Origin of the sequence: Streptomyces sp. NPDC015131 (genome assembly GCF_043079975.1) — a bacterium.
Taxonomy (GTDB): domain Bacteria; phylum Actinomycetota; class Actinomycetes; order Streptomycetales; family Streptomycetaceae; genus Streptomyces.
The window spans coordinates 134,458-148,751 of sequence record NZ_JBIBVB010000007.1 but is presented as its reverse complement, the minus strand read 5'-3'; the positions used below and the strand labels follow the sequence as shown (position 1 = coordinate 148,751).

Annotated in this window: 15 protein-coding genes; 7 read left to right on the top strand and 8 right to left on the bottom strand. The window is 73.5% G+C overall.

The window, feature by feature from the left end:
- A complete protein-coding gene (xylA, locus tag ACF08D_RS26340) occupies window positions 1-1,170 on the bottom strand; it encodes a xylose isomerase (protein ID WP_392225864.1) in 1,170 nt (389 codons plus the stop codon).
- 81 nt (window positions 1,171-1,251) lie between these two features.
- On the opposite strand from xylA, the gene xylB reads away from it, so the two are divergent.
- The gene (xylB, locus tag ACF08D_RS26335) at window positions 1,252-2,691 is read left to right on the top strand and encodes a xylulokinase (protein ID WP_392225862.1); all 1,440 of its coding nucleotides are present in this window, start codon (window positions 1,252-1,254) and stop codon (window positions 2,689-2,691) included.
- Complete coding sequence (locus tag ACF08D_RS26330; protein WP_392225860.1) at window positions 2,688-3,617, top strand: RluA family pseudouridine synthase; 930 nt, start codon at window positions 2,688-2,690, stop codon at window positions 3,615-3,617. Before xylB ends, ACF08D_RS26330 begins: the two co-directional genes overlap by 4 nt.
- On the opposite strand, the gene ACF08D_RS26325 is transcribed toward ACF08D_RS26330, so the two are convergent.
- The 4 genes from ACF08D_RS26325 to ACF08D_RS26310 form a co-directional block, all read right to left on the bottom strand.
- Window positions 3,601-4,230 carry an MBL fold metallo-hydrolase gene (locus ACF08D_RS26325; protein WP_392225858.1) on the bottom strand — a complete coding sequence of 210 codons (630 nt, stop codon included), beginning with the start codon at window positions 4,228-4,230 and terminating at the stop codon, window positions 3,601-3,603. The genes ACF08D_RS26330 and ACF08D_RS26325 overlap by 17 nt on opposite strands.
- Window positions 4,227-5,315, bottom strand: a complete 1,089-nt coding sequence (locus ACF08D_RS26320) for an S-(hydroxymethyl)mycothiol dehydrogenase (protein ID WP_392225857.1) — start codon at window positions 5,313-5,315, stop codon at window positions 4,227-4,229. Before ACF08D_RS26320 ends, ACF08D_RS26325 begins: the two co-directional genes overlap by 4 nt.
- Before the next feature lie 142 nt (window positions 5,316-5,457).
- The gene (locus tag ACF08D_RS26315) at window positions 5,458-6,924 is read right to left on the bottom strand and encodes an amino acid permease (protein WP_392225855.1); all 1,467 of its coding nucleotides are present in this window, start codon (window positions 6,922-6,924) and stop codon (window positions 5,458-5,460) included.
- Window positions 6,925-7,127: 203 nt separating this feature from the next.
- Window positions 7,128-7,829: a FadR/GntR family transcriptional regulator gene (locus ACF08D_RS26310; protein WP_392225853.1), complete on the bottom strand. Its 702-nt coding sequence runs from the start codon at window positions 7,827-7,829 to the stop codon at window positions 7,128-7,130.
- Window positions 7,830-7,990: 161 nt separating this feature from the next.
- On the opposite strand from ACF08D_RS26310, the gene ACF08D_RS26305 reads away from it, so the two are divergent.
- From ACF08D_RS26305 to ACF08D_RS26290, 4 genes are all read left to right on the top strand, one after another.
- Window positions 7,991-8,500, top strand: coding sequence for a gluconokinase (locus ACF08D_RS26305; RefSeq protein ID WP_392225851.1), 510 nt, complete (start codon window positions 7,991-7,993; stop codon window positions 8,498-8,500).
- Window positions 8,501-8,590: 90 nt separating this feature from the next.
- A complete protein-coding gene (locus tag ACF08D_RS26300; protein WP_392225849.1) occupies window positions 8,591-9,988 on the top strand; it encodes a GntP family permease in 1,398 nt (465 codons plus the stop codon).
- Window positions 9,989-10,053: 65 nt separating this feature from the next.
- On the top strand, window positions 10,054-10,488 hold the full coding sequence (locus ACF08D_RS26295) for an ASCH domain-containing protein (protein ID WP_392225847.1): 435 nt from the start codon (window positions 10,054-10,056) through the stop codon (window positions 10,486-10,488).
- Window positions 10,485-10,925: a DUF4440 domain-containing protein gene (locus tag ACF08D_RS26290; protein ID WP_392225845.1), complete on the top strand. Its 441-nt coding sequence runs from the start codon at window positions 10,485-10,487 to the stop codon at window positions 10,923-10,925. Before ACF08D_RS26295 ends, ACF08D_RS26290 begins: the two co-directional genes overlap by 4 nt.
- A 16-nt stretch (window positions 10,926-10,941) precedes the next feature.
- On the opposite strand, the gene ACF08D_RS26285 is transcribed toward ACF08D_RS26290, so the two are convergent.
- Entirely contained in the window at window positions 10,942-11,628 is a 687-nt protein-coding gene (locus ACF08D_RS26285; protein WP_392225843.1) for a MerR family transcriptional regulator, read from the bottom strand.
- Window positions 11,629-11,738: 110 nt separating this feature from the next.
- Here ACF08D_RS26285 and ACF08D_RS26280 point away from each other — a divergent pair, with 110 nt between their 5' ends.
- A complete protein-coding gene (locus ACF08D_RS26280; protein WP_392225841.1) occupies window positions 11,739-12,266 on the top strand; it encodes a hypothetical protein in 528 nt (175 codons plus the stop codon).
- On the opposite strand, the gene ACF08D_RS26275 is transcribed toward ACF08D_RS26280, so the two are convergent.
- Together ACF08D_RS26275 and ACF08D_RS26270 are read right to left on the bottom strand one after the other, a co-directional pair.
- Window positions 12,217-12,540, bottom strand: coding sequence for an antibiotic biosynthesis monooxygenase family protein (locus ACF08D_RS26275; protein ID WP_392225839.1), 324 nt, complete (start codon window positions 12,538-12,540; stop codon window positions 12,217-12,219). The two genes, ACF08D_RS26280 and ACF08D_RS26275, sit on opposite strands and share 50 nt — an antisense overlap.
- A gap of 58 nt (window positions 12,541-12,598) precedes the next feature.
- The gene (locus ACF08D_RS26270) at window positions 12,599-14,254 is read right to left on the bottom strand and encodes an FAD-binding dehydrogenase (protein ID WP_392225838.1); all 1,656 of its coding nucleotides are present in this window, start codon (window positions 14,252-14,254) and stop codon (window positions 12,599-12,601) included.
- Window positions 14,255-14,294: the final 40 nt, after the last annotated feature.

Below are 14,294 nucleotides of genomic sequence, written 5' to 3'. Positions count from 1 at the left end.
TCAGTGGGCCGCCAGGAGGTGGGTCCAGGCCAGTTGGTCGAGGCGTTCGTAGGACATTGAGCGTGCCGCCGCCTTCGTCGGGGCGAAGTCCTCGTACGCCGTGGGGTCCGCGAGGAGCGCCGCGAGGCCGTCCTCGGCGGTGGGGCGCAGCAGCTCCGGGACGCGGGACGCCGCGAGGGCCTCCTGGACCTCGGGGTCGGCCCGGAACGCGGCGGCGCGCTCCTTGAGGATCAGGTAGTTCCGCATGCAGTTGCGCGCCGACTCCCAGACCCCGTCCGCGCCGTCCGTGCGGACGGGCTTGAAGTCGAAGTGGCGCGGCCCCCGGTAGCCGGCCGTCTCCAGGAGGTCGACCAGCCAGAACGCCTGGCGCAGGTCGCCCGCGCCGAAGCGGAGGTCCTGGTCGTACTTGATGCCGGACTGGCCGTTGAGGTCGATGTGGAACAGCTTGCCCGCCCACAGCGCCTGGGCAATGCCGTGCGCGACGTTGAGGCCCGCCATCTGCTCGTGGCCGACCTCGGGGTTGACGCCGAAGAGTGCGGGGCGTTCGAGGCGCTGGATGAAGGCGAGGGCGTGGCCGACGGTGGGCAGCAGGATGTCGCCGCGCGGCTCGTTGGGCTTGGGTTCGATGGCGAAGCGCAGGTCGTAGCCCTGTTCGGTGACGTACTCGCCGAGCAGGTCGAACGCCTCCTTCAGCCGGTCGAGCGCGGCGCGGACGTCCTTGGCGGCGCCGGACTCGGCGCCTTCGCGGCCGCCCCAGGCGACGTACACCTCGGCGCCGAGCTCGACGGCGAGGTCGATGTTGCGGAGGGTCTTGCGCAGCGCGTAGCGGCGTACGTCGCGGTCGTTGGCGGTGAAGGCGCCGTCCTTGAAGACGGGGTGGGTGAAGAGGTTGGTGGTGGCCATGGGGACGGTGAGGCCGGTGCGGTCGAGGGCGGCGCGGAAGCGCTTGACGGCGGTGTCGCGTTCGGGGTCGGTGGAGCCGAAGGGGACGAGGTCGTCGTCGTGGAAGGTCACGCCGTACGCGCCGAGGGCGGCCAGGCGTTCGACGGACTCGACCGGGTCGAGGGCGGGGCGGGTCGCGGTGCCGAACGGGTCGGCGCCCCGCCAGCCGACGGTCCACAGTCCGAAGGTGAAGCGGTCCTCGGGAACGGGGATGAAGCGATCCGGCATGTCGGGGCCCTCCAGCCTCTATTTGTTTTGTCACCTTACTAATACGCTACGGGCGGCTTGCCGCCAAGAGAGAGGTACGGGATGTCGTCGTCGCCCCCGCTCGTCATCGGTGTGGACAGCTCCACCCAGTCCACCAAGGCCGTCCTGGTGGACGCCGTCACCGGCGCGGTGCTGGCCACGGGCCGGGCGCCGCACACGGTGAGCGGCCGAGCGGGGGCGCGCGAGAGCGACCCCGAGGAGTGGTGGCGGGCGCTCGTGGCGGCCGTCGGCGCGGCCGTCCGGGGCCGGGACACCCGCGCGGTGACCGGGATCGCGGTCGCGGGGCAGCAGCACGGCCTGGTCGTCCTGGACGCCGCCAGCCGCCCGCTGCGCCCGGCCCTGCTGTGGAACGACACCCGGTCGGCACCGCAGGCCGCCGCCCTCACCGCGGAGCTGGGCGCCGACGGCTGGCTGGCACGCACCGGTTCGGTGCCGGTGGCGTCGTTCACCGCGGCCAAGTGGCGGTGGCTGTGCGCGCACGAGCCGGGTACCGCCGGGCGGGCGGCGGCGGTGCGCCTGCCGCACGACTTCCTGACCGGGCGGCTGGGCGGGAGGGCGGCGACCGACCCGGGGGACGCCTCGGGCACCGGCTGGTACGACCCGGCGGCCGGGGCGTACGACACCGGACTGCTGGACCTGCTGGGGCTGGACCCGGCCCTGCTCCCGGCCGTCGCCCCGACCGGCGCCACCCGCGTCGGGGCGCTGACCGCCGCCGCGGCCCGGGAGCTGGGCCTGCCGGAGGGCGTCGCGGTGGCGGCGGGCACCGGCGACAACATGGCCGCCGCGGTGGGCCTGGGGCTGGGCGGCCGGGGACTGCTGGACCATCCGGTGGTGTCCCTCGGCACGTCCGGCACCGTCTTCACCGCCACCCGTGCCCGGCCGCCCGGCACCGCCGCGCTGGCCGGTTTCGCCGCGACGGACGGCACCCGCCTGCCGCTGGGGTGCACGCTCAACTGCACGCTGGCCGTCGACAAGGTGGCCGGGCTGCTGGGTCTGGGGCGGGAGGACGCCGAGCCGGGCGGCGAGGCGGTGCTGCTGCCGTACCTGGACGGCGAGCGGACACCGGACCTCCCGGGCGCCTCGGGGCTGCTGACCGGGGTGCGGCACACCACCACACCGCGCCAGGTGCTGGGGGCGGCCTACGAGGGTGCCGTGTTCACGGTGCTGCGGGCGGCGGAGGCGCTGCCCCGGGTGGGCCGGGACGTGCCGCTGCGGGTGATCGGGGGCGGCGCCCGGGGGCGGTTCTGGGTGGAGACCGTGCGCCGGCTGTCGGGCCGGCCCGTGGTCCTGCCCCGTACCGCGGAGTTCACCGCCCTGGGGGCCGCCGCGCTGGCGGCGGGCGCGGCGGCCGGGCCGGACCCGGTGGCGGTGGCCGTGTCCTGGGGCGCCGGGGAGGGCGCGGCCCTGCCGCCCGTGCCGCGCGACCGGGAGACCTGGGAGCGGATCGAGGCCGTGCTGGCACCGCTTACCGTGGGGCGGTGAGACGGAGAACGAGGACCCCGGCCGCCCCGCTGCCCCAGCGGGACGGTGTCGACCCGGTACGGCTGCGGCTGCCCGCCGATCCGGCCGGGGCGTGGCCGACGGTGCGGGACCACCTGCTCGCGCGGTACGCGGGGGCGATCGGTGCCGGGCGGGTGGAGGAGATGCTCGCGGAGGGCCGGTTCGTCGGGGCCGACGGGGCGCCGGTCGGGGCGGACGAGCCGTACGAGGCCGGGCGGTACGTGTGGTTCCACCGGGACCTGCCGGCCGAGGAACGGGTGCCGTTCGAGGTGGGGATCGTGCACCGGGACGAGCGGATCGTGGTGGCGGACAAGCCGCACTTCCTGGCGACGACACCGCGCGGGCGGCATGTCGCGGAGACGGCGCTGGCGCGGCTGCGGCGGGATCTGGGGCTGCCGGGGCTCCAGCCGGCGCACCGGCTGGACCGGCTGACGGCGGGGCTGGTGCTGTTCGTGGTCCGGCCGGAGGACCGGGGCGCGTACCAGACGCTGTTCCGGGACCGGCGGGTGCGCAAGGAGTACGAGGCGGTCGCTCCGTACGACCCGTCGCTGGCCCTTCCGGTGACCGTGCGCGGCCGGATCGTCAAGGAGCGGGGGGTGCTCGCGGCGCGGGAGGTGCCGGGCGAGCCGAACAGCGAGAGCCGTGTCGAGCTGCTGGAGCAGCGGGGCGGGCTCGGCCGGTACCGGCTGGTGCCGGCGACCGGCCAGACCCATCAGCTGCGGGTGCACATGGCGCGCCTGGGCGTGCCGATCCTGCACGATCCGCTGTATCCGGTGGTCCGGGAGGACGGGCCGGAGGACTTCGCGCGTCCGCTGCAACTGCTGGCGCGGGCGCTGGAGTTCACCGACCCGTTCTCGGGTGTCCGGAGGGTGTGGGTGAGCCGGCTGCGGCTCAGTGCCCTCGGTTGATCCACTCCTGGAGGTGCGGGGCCTCGGCGCCGATGGTGGTGGTGTCGCCGTGACCGGTGCGGACGACGGTGTCCGGTGGGAGGCCGAGCAGCCGGTCGCGGATCGAGTCGATGATGGTCGGGAAGTGGGAGAAGGACCGGCCGGTGGCGCCGGGGCCGCCGGCGAAGAGGGTGTCGCCGGTGAAGACGGTACCGAGGTCGGGGGCGTGGAGGCAGACGGCGCCGGGGGCGTGGCCGGGGGTGTGCAGGACGGTCAGGTCGGTGCCGGCGATGGTGAGGGTCTGCCCGTCGGCCAGTTCGCCGTCGGGGTGGTGGTCGGGGTGGGTCTGCTTCCACAGCGGCAGGTCCCCGGGGTGGAGCAGGACGCGGGCGCCGGTGGCGGCGGCGAGGGCGGGGGCGGCGTCGATGTGGTCGTTGTGGGCGTGGGTGCAGACGATGGCCCGCAGGGTGCGGCCGTCGAGGGCGGCGAGGATGGCGTCGGCGTCGTGGGCGGCGTCGATGACGATCGCCTCGGTGGCGTCGCCGACGATCCAGACGTTGTTGTCGACGTCCCAGGTGCCGCCGTCCAGCGAGAAGGTGCCGGAGGTGACGAGGTGGTCGATGCGCGCGGTCATCGGAGGACCACCACCGAGCGCAGGACGTCGCCCTCGTGCATCCGGGCGAACGCCTTCTCGACGTCGCCGAGGCCGATGGTCTCGGTGACGAACGCGGCGAGGTCGATGCGGCCCTGCTGGTGCAGGTCGATGAGCATCGGGAAGTCGCGGGACGGCAGGCAGTCGCCGTACCAGGAGGACTTCAGCGCGCCGCCGCGCCCGAAGACGTCGAGGAGCGGCAGCTCCAGCTTCATCTCGGGGGTGGGGACGCCGACGAGGACGACGGTGCCGGCGAGGTCGCGGGCGTAGAACGCCTGCCGGTACGTCTCGGGGCGGCCGACCGCCTCGATGACGACGTCGGCGCCGAAGCCGCCGGTCAGCTCGCGGACCGCCTCGACGGGGTCGGTGGTGCGGGAGTTGACGGTGTGGGTGGCGCCCATTGCGCGGGCGGTCTCCAGCTTCCGGTCGTCGATGTCCACCGCGATGATCTTCGCCGCGCCGGCGAGGCGGGAGCCCACGATCGCTGCGTCGCCGACGCCGCCGCAGCCGATGACGGCGACGGTGTCGCCTCGGCCGACCTCACCGGTGTTGACGGCGGCGCCGATGCCGGCCATCACGCCGCAGCCGAGCAGGCCGGCGACGGCCGGGGCCACGGCCGGGTCGACCTTGGTGCACTGCCCGGCGGCGACCAGGGTCTTCTCGGCGAAGGCGCCGATGCCGAGCGCCGGGGACAGCTCGGTGCCGTCCTCCAAAGTCATCTTCTGCCGGGCGTTGTGGGTGTCGAAGCAGTACCAGGGCCGGCCGCGGCGGCAGGCCCGGCAGGTGCCGCAGACGGCCCGCCAGTTGAGGACGACGAAGTCGCCCGGGGCGACGTCGGTGACGCCGTCGCCGACCGATTCGACCACGCCGGCGGCCTCGTGGCCGAGGAGGAAGGGGAACTCGTCGTTGATGCCGCCCTGCTTGTAGTGCAGGTCGGTGTGGCAGACCCCGCACGCCTGGACCGCGACGACCGCCTCGCCGGGGCCGGGGTCCGGTACGAGGATCGTCTCCACCCGCACGGGCTCGTCGCGGCCCGGGGCAACGACCCCTTTCACCTGCTGCGTCACGCGGCACTTCCCTTCGTCGTCCTGGTGTACGGCGTGTTCGGGTCCACTATCGCCGACCCGGGCGGCACACCGGCGGACTTCGGACACGAAGCCCCCGCCGGACGGGGTCCGGCGGGGGCTTCGGGAGCGGCGTTCGCGGGGGTCAGTCCTGCGGCCGGGAGGCGGCCAGGGTGGCGACCCGCCTGCGGACGGCGAACCAGCCGCCGGCGAGCAGGAGCGCGATGACCGGGATCAGGTTCACGACGATGCGGCCGACGCCGCCGCCGGCCCACATGAGGACCAGCACGGTGGCGAGGAAGACCAGCGTCACGATCTGGGTGTACGGGGCCCAGGGCAGCCGGTAGGACGGCCGGGTGACCCGGCCCTCCTTGGAGCGGAACCAGAACAGCAGCGAGCAGAGCATGATCATGCCCCAGGTGCCGAGGATGCCGATGGAGGCGAGGTTGATCACGATCTCGAACGCCTCGCCGGGCATGACGTAGTTCAGGCCGACGCCGAGGACACCGAAGGCGGCGGTGAGCAGGATGCCGCCGTAGGGGACCTGGCCCTTGTTCATCCGGGCGGTGAACTTGGGCGCGGAGCCCGCCATGGCCATCGAGCGCAGGATGCGGCCGGTGGAGTACAGGCCGGAGTTCAGGCTGGAGAGGGCGGCGGTGAGGACGACCAGGTTCATGATCCCGGCCGTGCCCGGGATGCCGAGCTTGTCGAAGACGGTGACGAAGGGGCTCTGGTCGTCGGAGAAGGAGGTGTACGGCAGCAGCAGGGCCAGCAGGACGACCGAACCGACGTAGAACAGGCCCACGCGCCACATGATCGAGTTGATCGCCTTCGGCATGATCTTCTCGGGGTTCTCGGTCTCGCCGGCGGCGACGCCGACCAGCTCGACGGAGGCGTAGGCGAAGACGACGCCCTGGACGACCATCAGCATCGGCAGCATGCCCATGGGGAAGATGCCGCCGCTGTCGGTGATGGTGGACAGGCCCGGGGTGTGGCCGCCGACCTCGTGCTGGGTGACGATCAGGAAGATGCCGACGCACATGAAGATCACCAGTGCGGCGACCTTGATGATCGCGAACCAGAACTCCATCTCGCCGAAGTACTTCACCGAGATCAGGTTGGCGGCCAGGACGACCGCGAGGGCGATCAGGGCGAGGATCCACTGCGGGACGTCACTGAAGAGCGCCCAGTAGTGCGCGTAGACGGCCGCCGCGGTGATGTCGGCGATGGCGGTGGTCGACCAGTTGAGGAAGTAGAGCCAGCCGGCCGTGTACGCGCCCTTCTCGCCCATGAACTCACGGGCGTACGAGACGAACGCGCCGGAGGAGGGGCGGTAGAGCACCAGCTCGCCGAGGGCCCGGACCACGAAGAAGGCGAAGACGCCGCAGACGGCGTACGCGATGGCGAGCGAGGGCCCCGCGCCCGCGAGACGGCCGCCGGCACCGAGGAAGAGGCCGGTGCCGATCGCGCCGCCGATGGCGATCATGTTGACGTGGCGGGACTTGAGGTCCTTGCTGTAACCGGCGTCACCGGCGTCGATGTGGGGGGCGCCCGTCGCCGCCGGTGAACCGGGGCTCTGGGTGTCGGCCGCAGGCATGGTGCGGTCACTCATCTAGAAGTCGCCTTTGTGAGGGGTCGTGCGGTATCAGCCGTACGCCGGTGAGCGAGGGTGGGTCACCGTGGCATGAGGGCCAGGGGTCATAGTCACGGCTGCATGGCCGTTTTGGCTGTGGCCTATGTCACGTACGGGCTGAGTTGAGGTGTTTCTGAGGTTACCGACTGGTTAATCAGCGATGAGCAGCTTACGTCCTGCGGCTAGGGCGCGAGGACGTCCAGCTCCCGCAGCGCCCCCATGGCGATCTCCCGGGTCAGCTCCTCGGCCCGGGCGGCGTCGCGCGCCCGTACGGCCTCGGCGACCCGGACGTGCAGGGTCACCGCCGCCGGGTCGGGGTCCTCGAACATCACCTGGTGGTGGGTGCGGCCGGCCAGCACCTCCGCGACCACGTCGCCGAGCCGGGCGAACATCTCGTTGCCGGAGGCGTTGAGGACGACCCGGTGGAAGGCGATGTCGTGGACGAGGTACTCCTCCAGCCGGCCGCCGCGCGAGGTGGCGACCATCCCGAGGGCCTGCTCGGTCAGCTCCCGGCACTGCTCGGGGGTGGCGTGCGTGGCGGCGAGGCCGGCGGCGACCGGTTCGACCGCCGAGCGCAGCACGGTCAGCGAGCGCAGCTGCCGGGGGCGGTCGGCGCCGGCCAGCCGCCAGCGGATGACCCGGGGGTCGTAGACGTTCCAGTGCTCGGTGGGGCGCACGGTCACGCCGACGCGGCGGCGCGAGGCGACGAGGTGCATGGACTCCAGCACCCGGACGACCTCGCGGATCACGGTGCGTGACGCCTCGAAGCGGCGGGCCAGCTCGTCGGTGCGCAACACGCTGCCCGGCGGGTACTCCCCCGCGGTGATGGCGAGGCCCAGGGTGTCCAGCACCTGCGTATGGAGCCCCGGCGCCTGAGTCGTCATGTGCATAGCGTAACCGCCGAGATTAAGTATGACTTTTATGTCACAGGCTCTTGAATACGTCGTACCTGATGCGTTTCAGTGTGCGGCGACGGATGCCGCGGTGGCGTCCGGACCGGTGCCGATGACGACACCGGTGTCGAGGAGACAGCGAGGCACCCTCCATGCAGCAACCTCCGGTCGTCGTCGTGATGGGCGTGGCAGGCACCGGCAAGACCACCGTCGGTCCGCTGGTCGCCGAGCGGCTCGGCGTGCCGTACGCCGAGGGCGACGACTTCCACCCCCCGGCGAACATCGCCAAGATGTCCGCCGGTGTCCCGCTGGACGACGACGACCGGTGGCCCTGGCTGGACGCCATCGGGCGCTGGGCGCACGGGCGGGCCGGCCTCGGCGGGGTGGTGAGCAGCTCGGCGCTGAAGCGGGCGTACCGCGACCGGCTGCGGGCCGCCGCGCCCGGCGTGGTCTTCCTGCACCTGACCGGCGACCGGCGGCTGATCGAGGAGCGGATGGCCGCGCGCAAGGGGCACTTCATGCCGACCGCGCTGCTGGACTCGCAGTACGCGGCGCTCCAGCCGCTCGGTGACGACGAGGCCGGGGTGGCCGTCGACGTCGCCGGCCCGCCCGACCGGATCGCCGACTGGGCCGTCGCCGCGCTGGGCGGGCTCTCCGCCTGAGCCCCCGGCCCGGCGCCCCGGCGCCCGGCCCCCTCACCCCCTCCCCGGTCCCCCGTCCGGACCCGGGGCCCCCGAACCCGAGGAACCCCTGTGACCAGTCTCAACGTCGAGATGCTGGCAGCGGACGCCGCCGAGCCGATCACCTCGGCCGGCAACGCCCAGCTGGGCATCGCCGTCCTGGCGGGCATCGCCGTCATCGTCCTGCTCATCACGAAGTTCAAGCTCCACGCCTTCCTGGCGCTGACCCTCGGTTCGCTGGCGCTGGGCGCCATGGCGGGCGCCCCGCTCGCCGCGACCCTCGCGTCCTTCACCACCGGGCTCGGCTCGACCGTCGCGGGTGTGGGCGTGCTGATCGCGCTCGGGGCGATCCTCGGCAAGCTGCTCGCCGACTCGGGCGGCGCCGACCAGATCGTCGACACCATCCTGGCGAAGGCGGGCGGCCGGGCCATGCCGTGGGCGATGGTGCTGATCGCCTCGGTGATCGGGCTGCCGCTGTTCTTCGAGGTCGGGATCGTGCTGCTGATCCCGGTGGTGCTGATGGTCGCCCAGCGCGGCGGCTACTCGCTGATGCGGATCGGCATTCCGGCGCTCGCCGGCCTGTCCGTGATGCACGGGCTGATCCCGCCGCACCCCGGCCCGCTGGTCGCCATCGACGCGATCGGCGCCAACCTGGGCGTCACCCTGGCGCTGGGCCTGCTGGTCGCCGTCCCGACGGTGATCATCGCCGGGCCGGTGTTCTCCCGGTACGCGGCCCGCTGGGTGGACGTGCCGGTGCCCGAGCGGATGGTGCCGCAGCGGGCGCCGGAGCAGCTGGAGCGCCGGCCGGGCTTCGGCGCCACCGTGGCGACCGTCCTGCTGCCGGTGGTGCTGATGCTGGTCAAGGCGCTGGTCGACATCGTGGTGGACGACCCTGAGAACCACGTCCAGCGGGTCACCGACGTCATCGGCTCGCCGCTGATCGCGCTGCTCGCGGCCGTGCTCGTGGGCATGTTCACGCTGGGCCGGGCGGCCGGCTTCACCAAGGAGCGGATCTCCTCGACCGTCGAGACGTCGCTCGCGCCGATCGCCGGCGTCCTGCTGATCGTCGGCGCGGGCGGCGGATTCAAGCAGACCCTGATCGACGTGGGCGTCGGGCGGATGATCCTGGACTTCTCCGAGAACTGGTCGATCCCGGCGCTGCTGCTGGCCTGGCTGATCGCGGTGGCGATACGGCTGGCCACCGGCTCGGCGACCGTCGCCACCATCTCGGCGGCCGGGCTGGTCGCCCCGCTGGCGGCCGACATGTCGACCACGCACGCGGCGCTGCTCGTGCTGGCGATCGGCGCGGGGTCGCTCTTCTTCAGCCATGTCAACGACGCCGGATTCTGGCTGGTGAAGGAGTACTTCGGCATGACGGTCGGTCAGACGGTGAAGACCTGGTCGGTGATGGAGACGCTCATCTCCGTGGTCGGCATCGTGTGCGTGCTGCTGCTGTCGCTGGTGCTGTAGCCGGCGTGCCGGCGCCGGGGGGATATCGCCTCGCGGGACCGGCGGCGGCTTGTCACACTCGCCCCATGACGCCTCCCGAGCCTCCCGAGTCCCTCGAGCCGTATCTGCTGGCCTTCCCCGGGCCGTTGCGCGACCGGCTGGTCGCCGCCGTCCTGTCCGGGGAGAAGACCTCGACCACCGGCCTGCTCGCCGCGTACGAGGTGGAGGACGAGCCCCTTCCGGTGGCCGGCGCCCGTTCGGCGCTCATCGACTCCGAGGGCCGCGAGGTGGCGGTGCTCGAGGTGACGGAGGTCCGGGTGCTGCCGCTCGGGGAGGTCGGCCTGCGGCACGCGCTCGACGAGGGCGAGGGGTACCGCTCGGTCGCCGAATGGCGCGCCGGACACGAGGAGTTCTGGCACAGCGCCGAGATGCGCGAGGCGCTGGGCGACCCGGACTTCACCGTGGACGACACCACCATGGTCGTCGCGGAGCGCTTCCGGGTGGTGGAGGTACGGGCGTGACCGACGCATCCGGGGTGGAGGCGGCGATCGCGGGCGAGCTGCGGCTCCTCGACCCGGCCGTACGGGCCTCCCCGGCCGAGGCGGCCCGGCTGCTGGACCCGGAGTTCACCGAGGTCGGCGCGTCCGGGCGGCGGTGGACCCGGGAGGCGATGCTCGGCGCGCTGCCGGACCTGGCGCCCGCCCCGGCGGGTGGCCCGCCCGTGGAGGTGTCCGGCATGACGGGCGTCCAGCTGGCCCCGGACCTGGTCCACCTGACGTACGAGACGGCCGCCGGCGGCCGGCGGGTGCGCCGCAGCTCGCTCTGGCGCCGCGACCCGTCCGGGGGCGCCGGGAGCGGTGCGTGGCGGCTGTACTACCACCAGGGGACACCGGTGCCGGAGGACATCGCCCAGCGCGCCGGCCGGGCCCGCACGCCGCCGGGTGTGCCGCCCCGGTGAATCCGGGGCCCGGGGCTCAGGTGGTGTGCGGCGCTTCGGGGTGGTGGCCGCCGAAGTGGTGGGCCGACTTGGACTCCTGGGCCAGCCGGCGGAGGGCCAGGACGGCGGGTTCGAGGAGGATCGCGACCGTCACGGCCCGTTCGGCCTGGGCCAGCAGGTCGCGGTCGCCGCTCATCTGCCGTACGTCCAGGTCGGCGATGCCGTCGGCGAGCCGGGCGTAGGGCAGCAGGCCGCGCCAGTCGATGTCCGAGCCCAGGTCCCCGAGCGCGGCCAGGACCTCTCCCAGGGTGTGCGCGGCCGGGTTGCCCCGGGACACGTCCCACCCCATCTCGGCGATCAGCCGGCGGGCGTCGGCCAGGCCCGCCGGCTCCGGAGCCGCCGCGTCCGGGTCCGCCTCCGGAGCTTCCGGTGCCTCTGGAGCCGCCGTCGCGGCCGGACGTACGCCCAGCACGATCCCGAAGACCTGGTGCAGGTCGTCCTGTTCGGCGGTGATCGCCTCCAGGATCTCCTTCGTCGCGGCGGTCGACAGGCCGCGCGTGGCGATCAGGGTGCGGATGAGCCGGAGCCGGTGCACATGCTCCTCGCCGTAGTCGGCCTGGTTGGACGCGGTGGCCCGCCCCGGCGGAAGCATCCCTTCCCGCAAGTAGTGCTTGATCAGCGGCACTTGTACGCCGGTGCGCCGGCTCAGCTCGGAGACCTTCATCCGCTCGTTCCCCTCGGCAATGGATAGTGGATAACGCTATTATCCATTCTGCGCGGCACGTTCCTCATCCGCGGCCCGAGCGCGGCCGACCCGTCGAAAGGACTCCGCTCATGCTGGGCACTCTGATGCTCATCGCCGTTCCCACCCTGCTGTTCCGGCTCCTCGGCGCCCTCGGCGTCCGGAGGTTCACCACCTGGCGGGTGTCCGTCCTGCACGGCCTCGCGGTCATGCTGGTGTTCACGGCGAGCGCGCACTTCGTCCCGTCCGCCCTCGGCCCCATGCCCGGCCACCACGATCTGGTCGCGATGGTCCCGCCGTTCGTCCCGTTCCCCCGCCTCGCGGTCTACGCGACGGGCGTCCTCGAACTCCTCGGCGCCGCCGGGCTCGTCCGGGAGGCCACCCGCCCGGCGGCCGGGCTGGGCCTCGCCGTGCTGTTCGTCCTGATGCTCCCGGCCAACGTCCACGCGGCGGTCGAGGGCGTCCCGTTCAACGGGGAGCCGGCGACGCCCCTGTGGTTCAGGATCCCCGAGCAGGTGCTCTTCATCGCCGTCGCGCTCTGGGCGTGGCTCCCGGCGCGGGGCCGCCGGACTACCGGTCCGGACGCGGTGCCCGCGCCGGCTCCAGGGGCGCGGGCGTGAAGTGCCGTACTCGCAGGGGTTCGACGAGGTACTCGTCCTCGCCCGGCAGCATCACCGGCTGGTCGCGCCAGTGCTCACCGGCGTAACCGGCCAGGTCCTGCTCGCCGCGCCAGCGGCTGACGTAGAGCACCGTGTCCGGCGGCGCGAGCAGGATCTCGTGGTCCACCAGCCCGGGATGGCGGCCGGGGAACCCGCTCACCGCGGAGACGAGCATCTCGTGGAAGTCCTCGAAGCGGCCGGGCCGCACGCGTGCCTCACTCACCCTGATGATCACGGTCGTCAGGGTGTCACGCACCCCGGCCGCCGCGCCACGGATTCCGCCCGCGGCGTTCTCATCCCGTCGCCTCCGCCGCCGCCCGGCCCGCCGCGCGGCCGGAGAAGAGGCAGCCGCCGAGGAAGGTGCCCTCCAGCGAGCGGTAGCCGTGCACGCCGCCGCCGCCGAAGCCGGCGGCCTCACCCGCCGCGTACACCCCGGGCAGCGGGTCGCCGCCGGCGGTCAGCACCCGTGAGGACAGGTCGGTCTCCAGGCCGCCGAGGGACTTGCGGGTGAGGATGCCGAGCCGTACGGCGACCAGCGGGCCGGCCGCGGGGTCCAGGATCCGGTGCGGGGCGACCGTGCGGACGAGCCGGTCGCCCAGGTACTTCCGGGCCCCGCGGACGGCCGTCACCTGGGCGTCCTTGGTGAAGGGGTTGGCGATCTCCCGGTCGCGGGCGACGACCTCGCGGCGTACGGCGGCCTCGTCGAGCAGCGGCTCCTTGGTGAGCGCGTTCATCCCGCGCACCAGGGAGGCGAGGTCCTTCTCGACGACGAAGCCAGCGCCGTGGTCCATGAAGGCCCTGACCGGGCCGGGGACGTCGGCGCGGGCGCGGTCGAGGACGCCGCGCACCGACCTGCCCGTCAGGTCGGGGTTCTGTTCGGAGCCGGAGAGGGTGAACTCCTTGCCGATGATGCGGCGGTTGAGGACGAACCAGGTGTGCCCGTGCCCGGACCGCATGATGTGTTCGAGGGTGCCGAGGGTGTCGAAGCCCGGGAAGAGCGGGACGGGCAGGCGCCGGCCCCGGGCGTCCAGCCAGAGGGAGGAGGGGCCGGGCAGGATGCGGATGCCGTGCCGCGCCCAGATCGGGTTCCAGTTCTCGATGCCCTCGGTGTAGTGCCACATCCGGTCGCGGTTGACGAGGCGGGCGCCGGCGGCCTCGGCGATGCCCAGCATCAGCCCGTCGACATGGGCGGGCACCCCGGACAGCAGCTTCTCGGGCGGGGTGCCGAGCCGGGCGGGCCACTGGGCGCGCACCAGGTCGTGGTTGCCGCCGATGCCCCCGGAGGTGACGATCACGGCCGGGGCGCGGAACTCGAACGCCCCGGTCACCCGGCGGCTGCTGGCGGTGCCCCGCTCGGCGGCGGACGGCTCCAGGACCTCGCCGGTGACGGTGTCGACGGCACCGGCGAAGCGGCCGAGGCCGGTGACCCGGTGCCGGAAGGCGAGCCGTACCAGGCCCCGGTCGGCGCCCGCGCGGACCCGGCGCTCGAAGGGCGCCACCAGGCCGGGCCCGGTGCCCCAGGTGATGTGGAAGCGCGGGACGGAGTTGCCGTGCCCCGTCGCGCCGTAGCCCCCGCGTTCGGCCCAGCCGACGACGGGGAAGAACCGGACGCCCTGCCGGTGCAGCCACGCCCGCTTCTCGCCCGCCGCGAAGTCGACGTACGCCTCGGCCCACCGGCGGGGCCAGTGGTCCTCGGGGCGGTCGAAGCCGGCGGTGCCCATCCAGTCCTGGAGGGCGAGCGCATGGCTGTCGCGGATGCGCATGCGGCGCTGCTCGGGCGAGCCGACGAAGAACAGGCCGCCGAAGGACCAGTGCGCCTGGCCGCCGAGGGACTGCTCCGGTTCCTGGTCCAGGAGGATGACGCGGCGCCCGGCGTCCGCCAGTTCGGCGGTGGCCACCAGGCCGGCGAGGCCCGCCCCGATCACGATCACATCAGCGTCGTACGCCATGGGTCCTCATCCTTGTCGGCAGGGTGCTCCGATCTTCGGT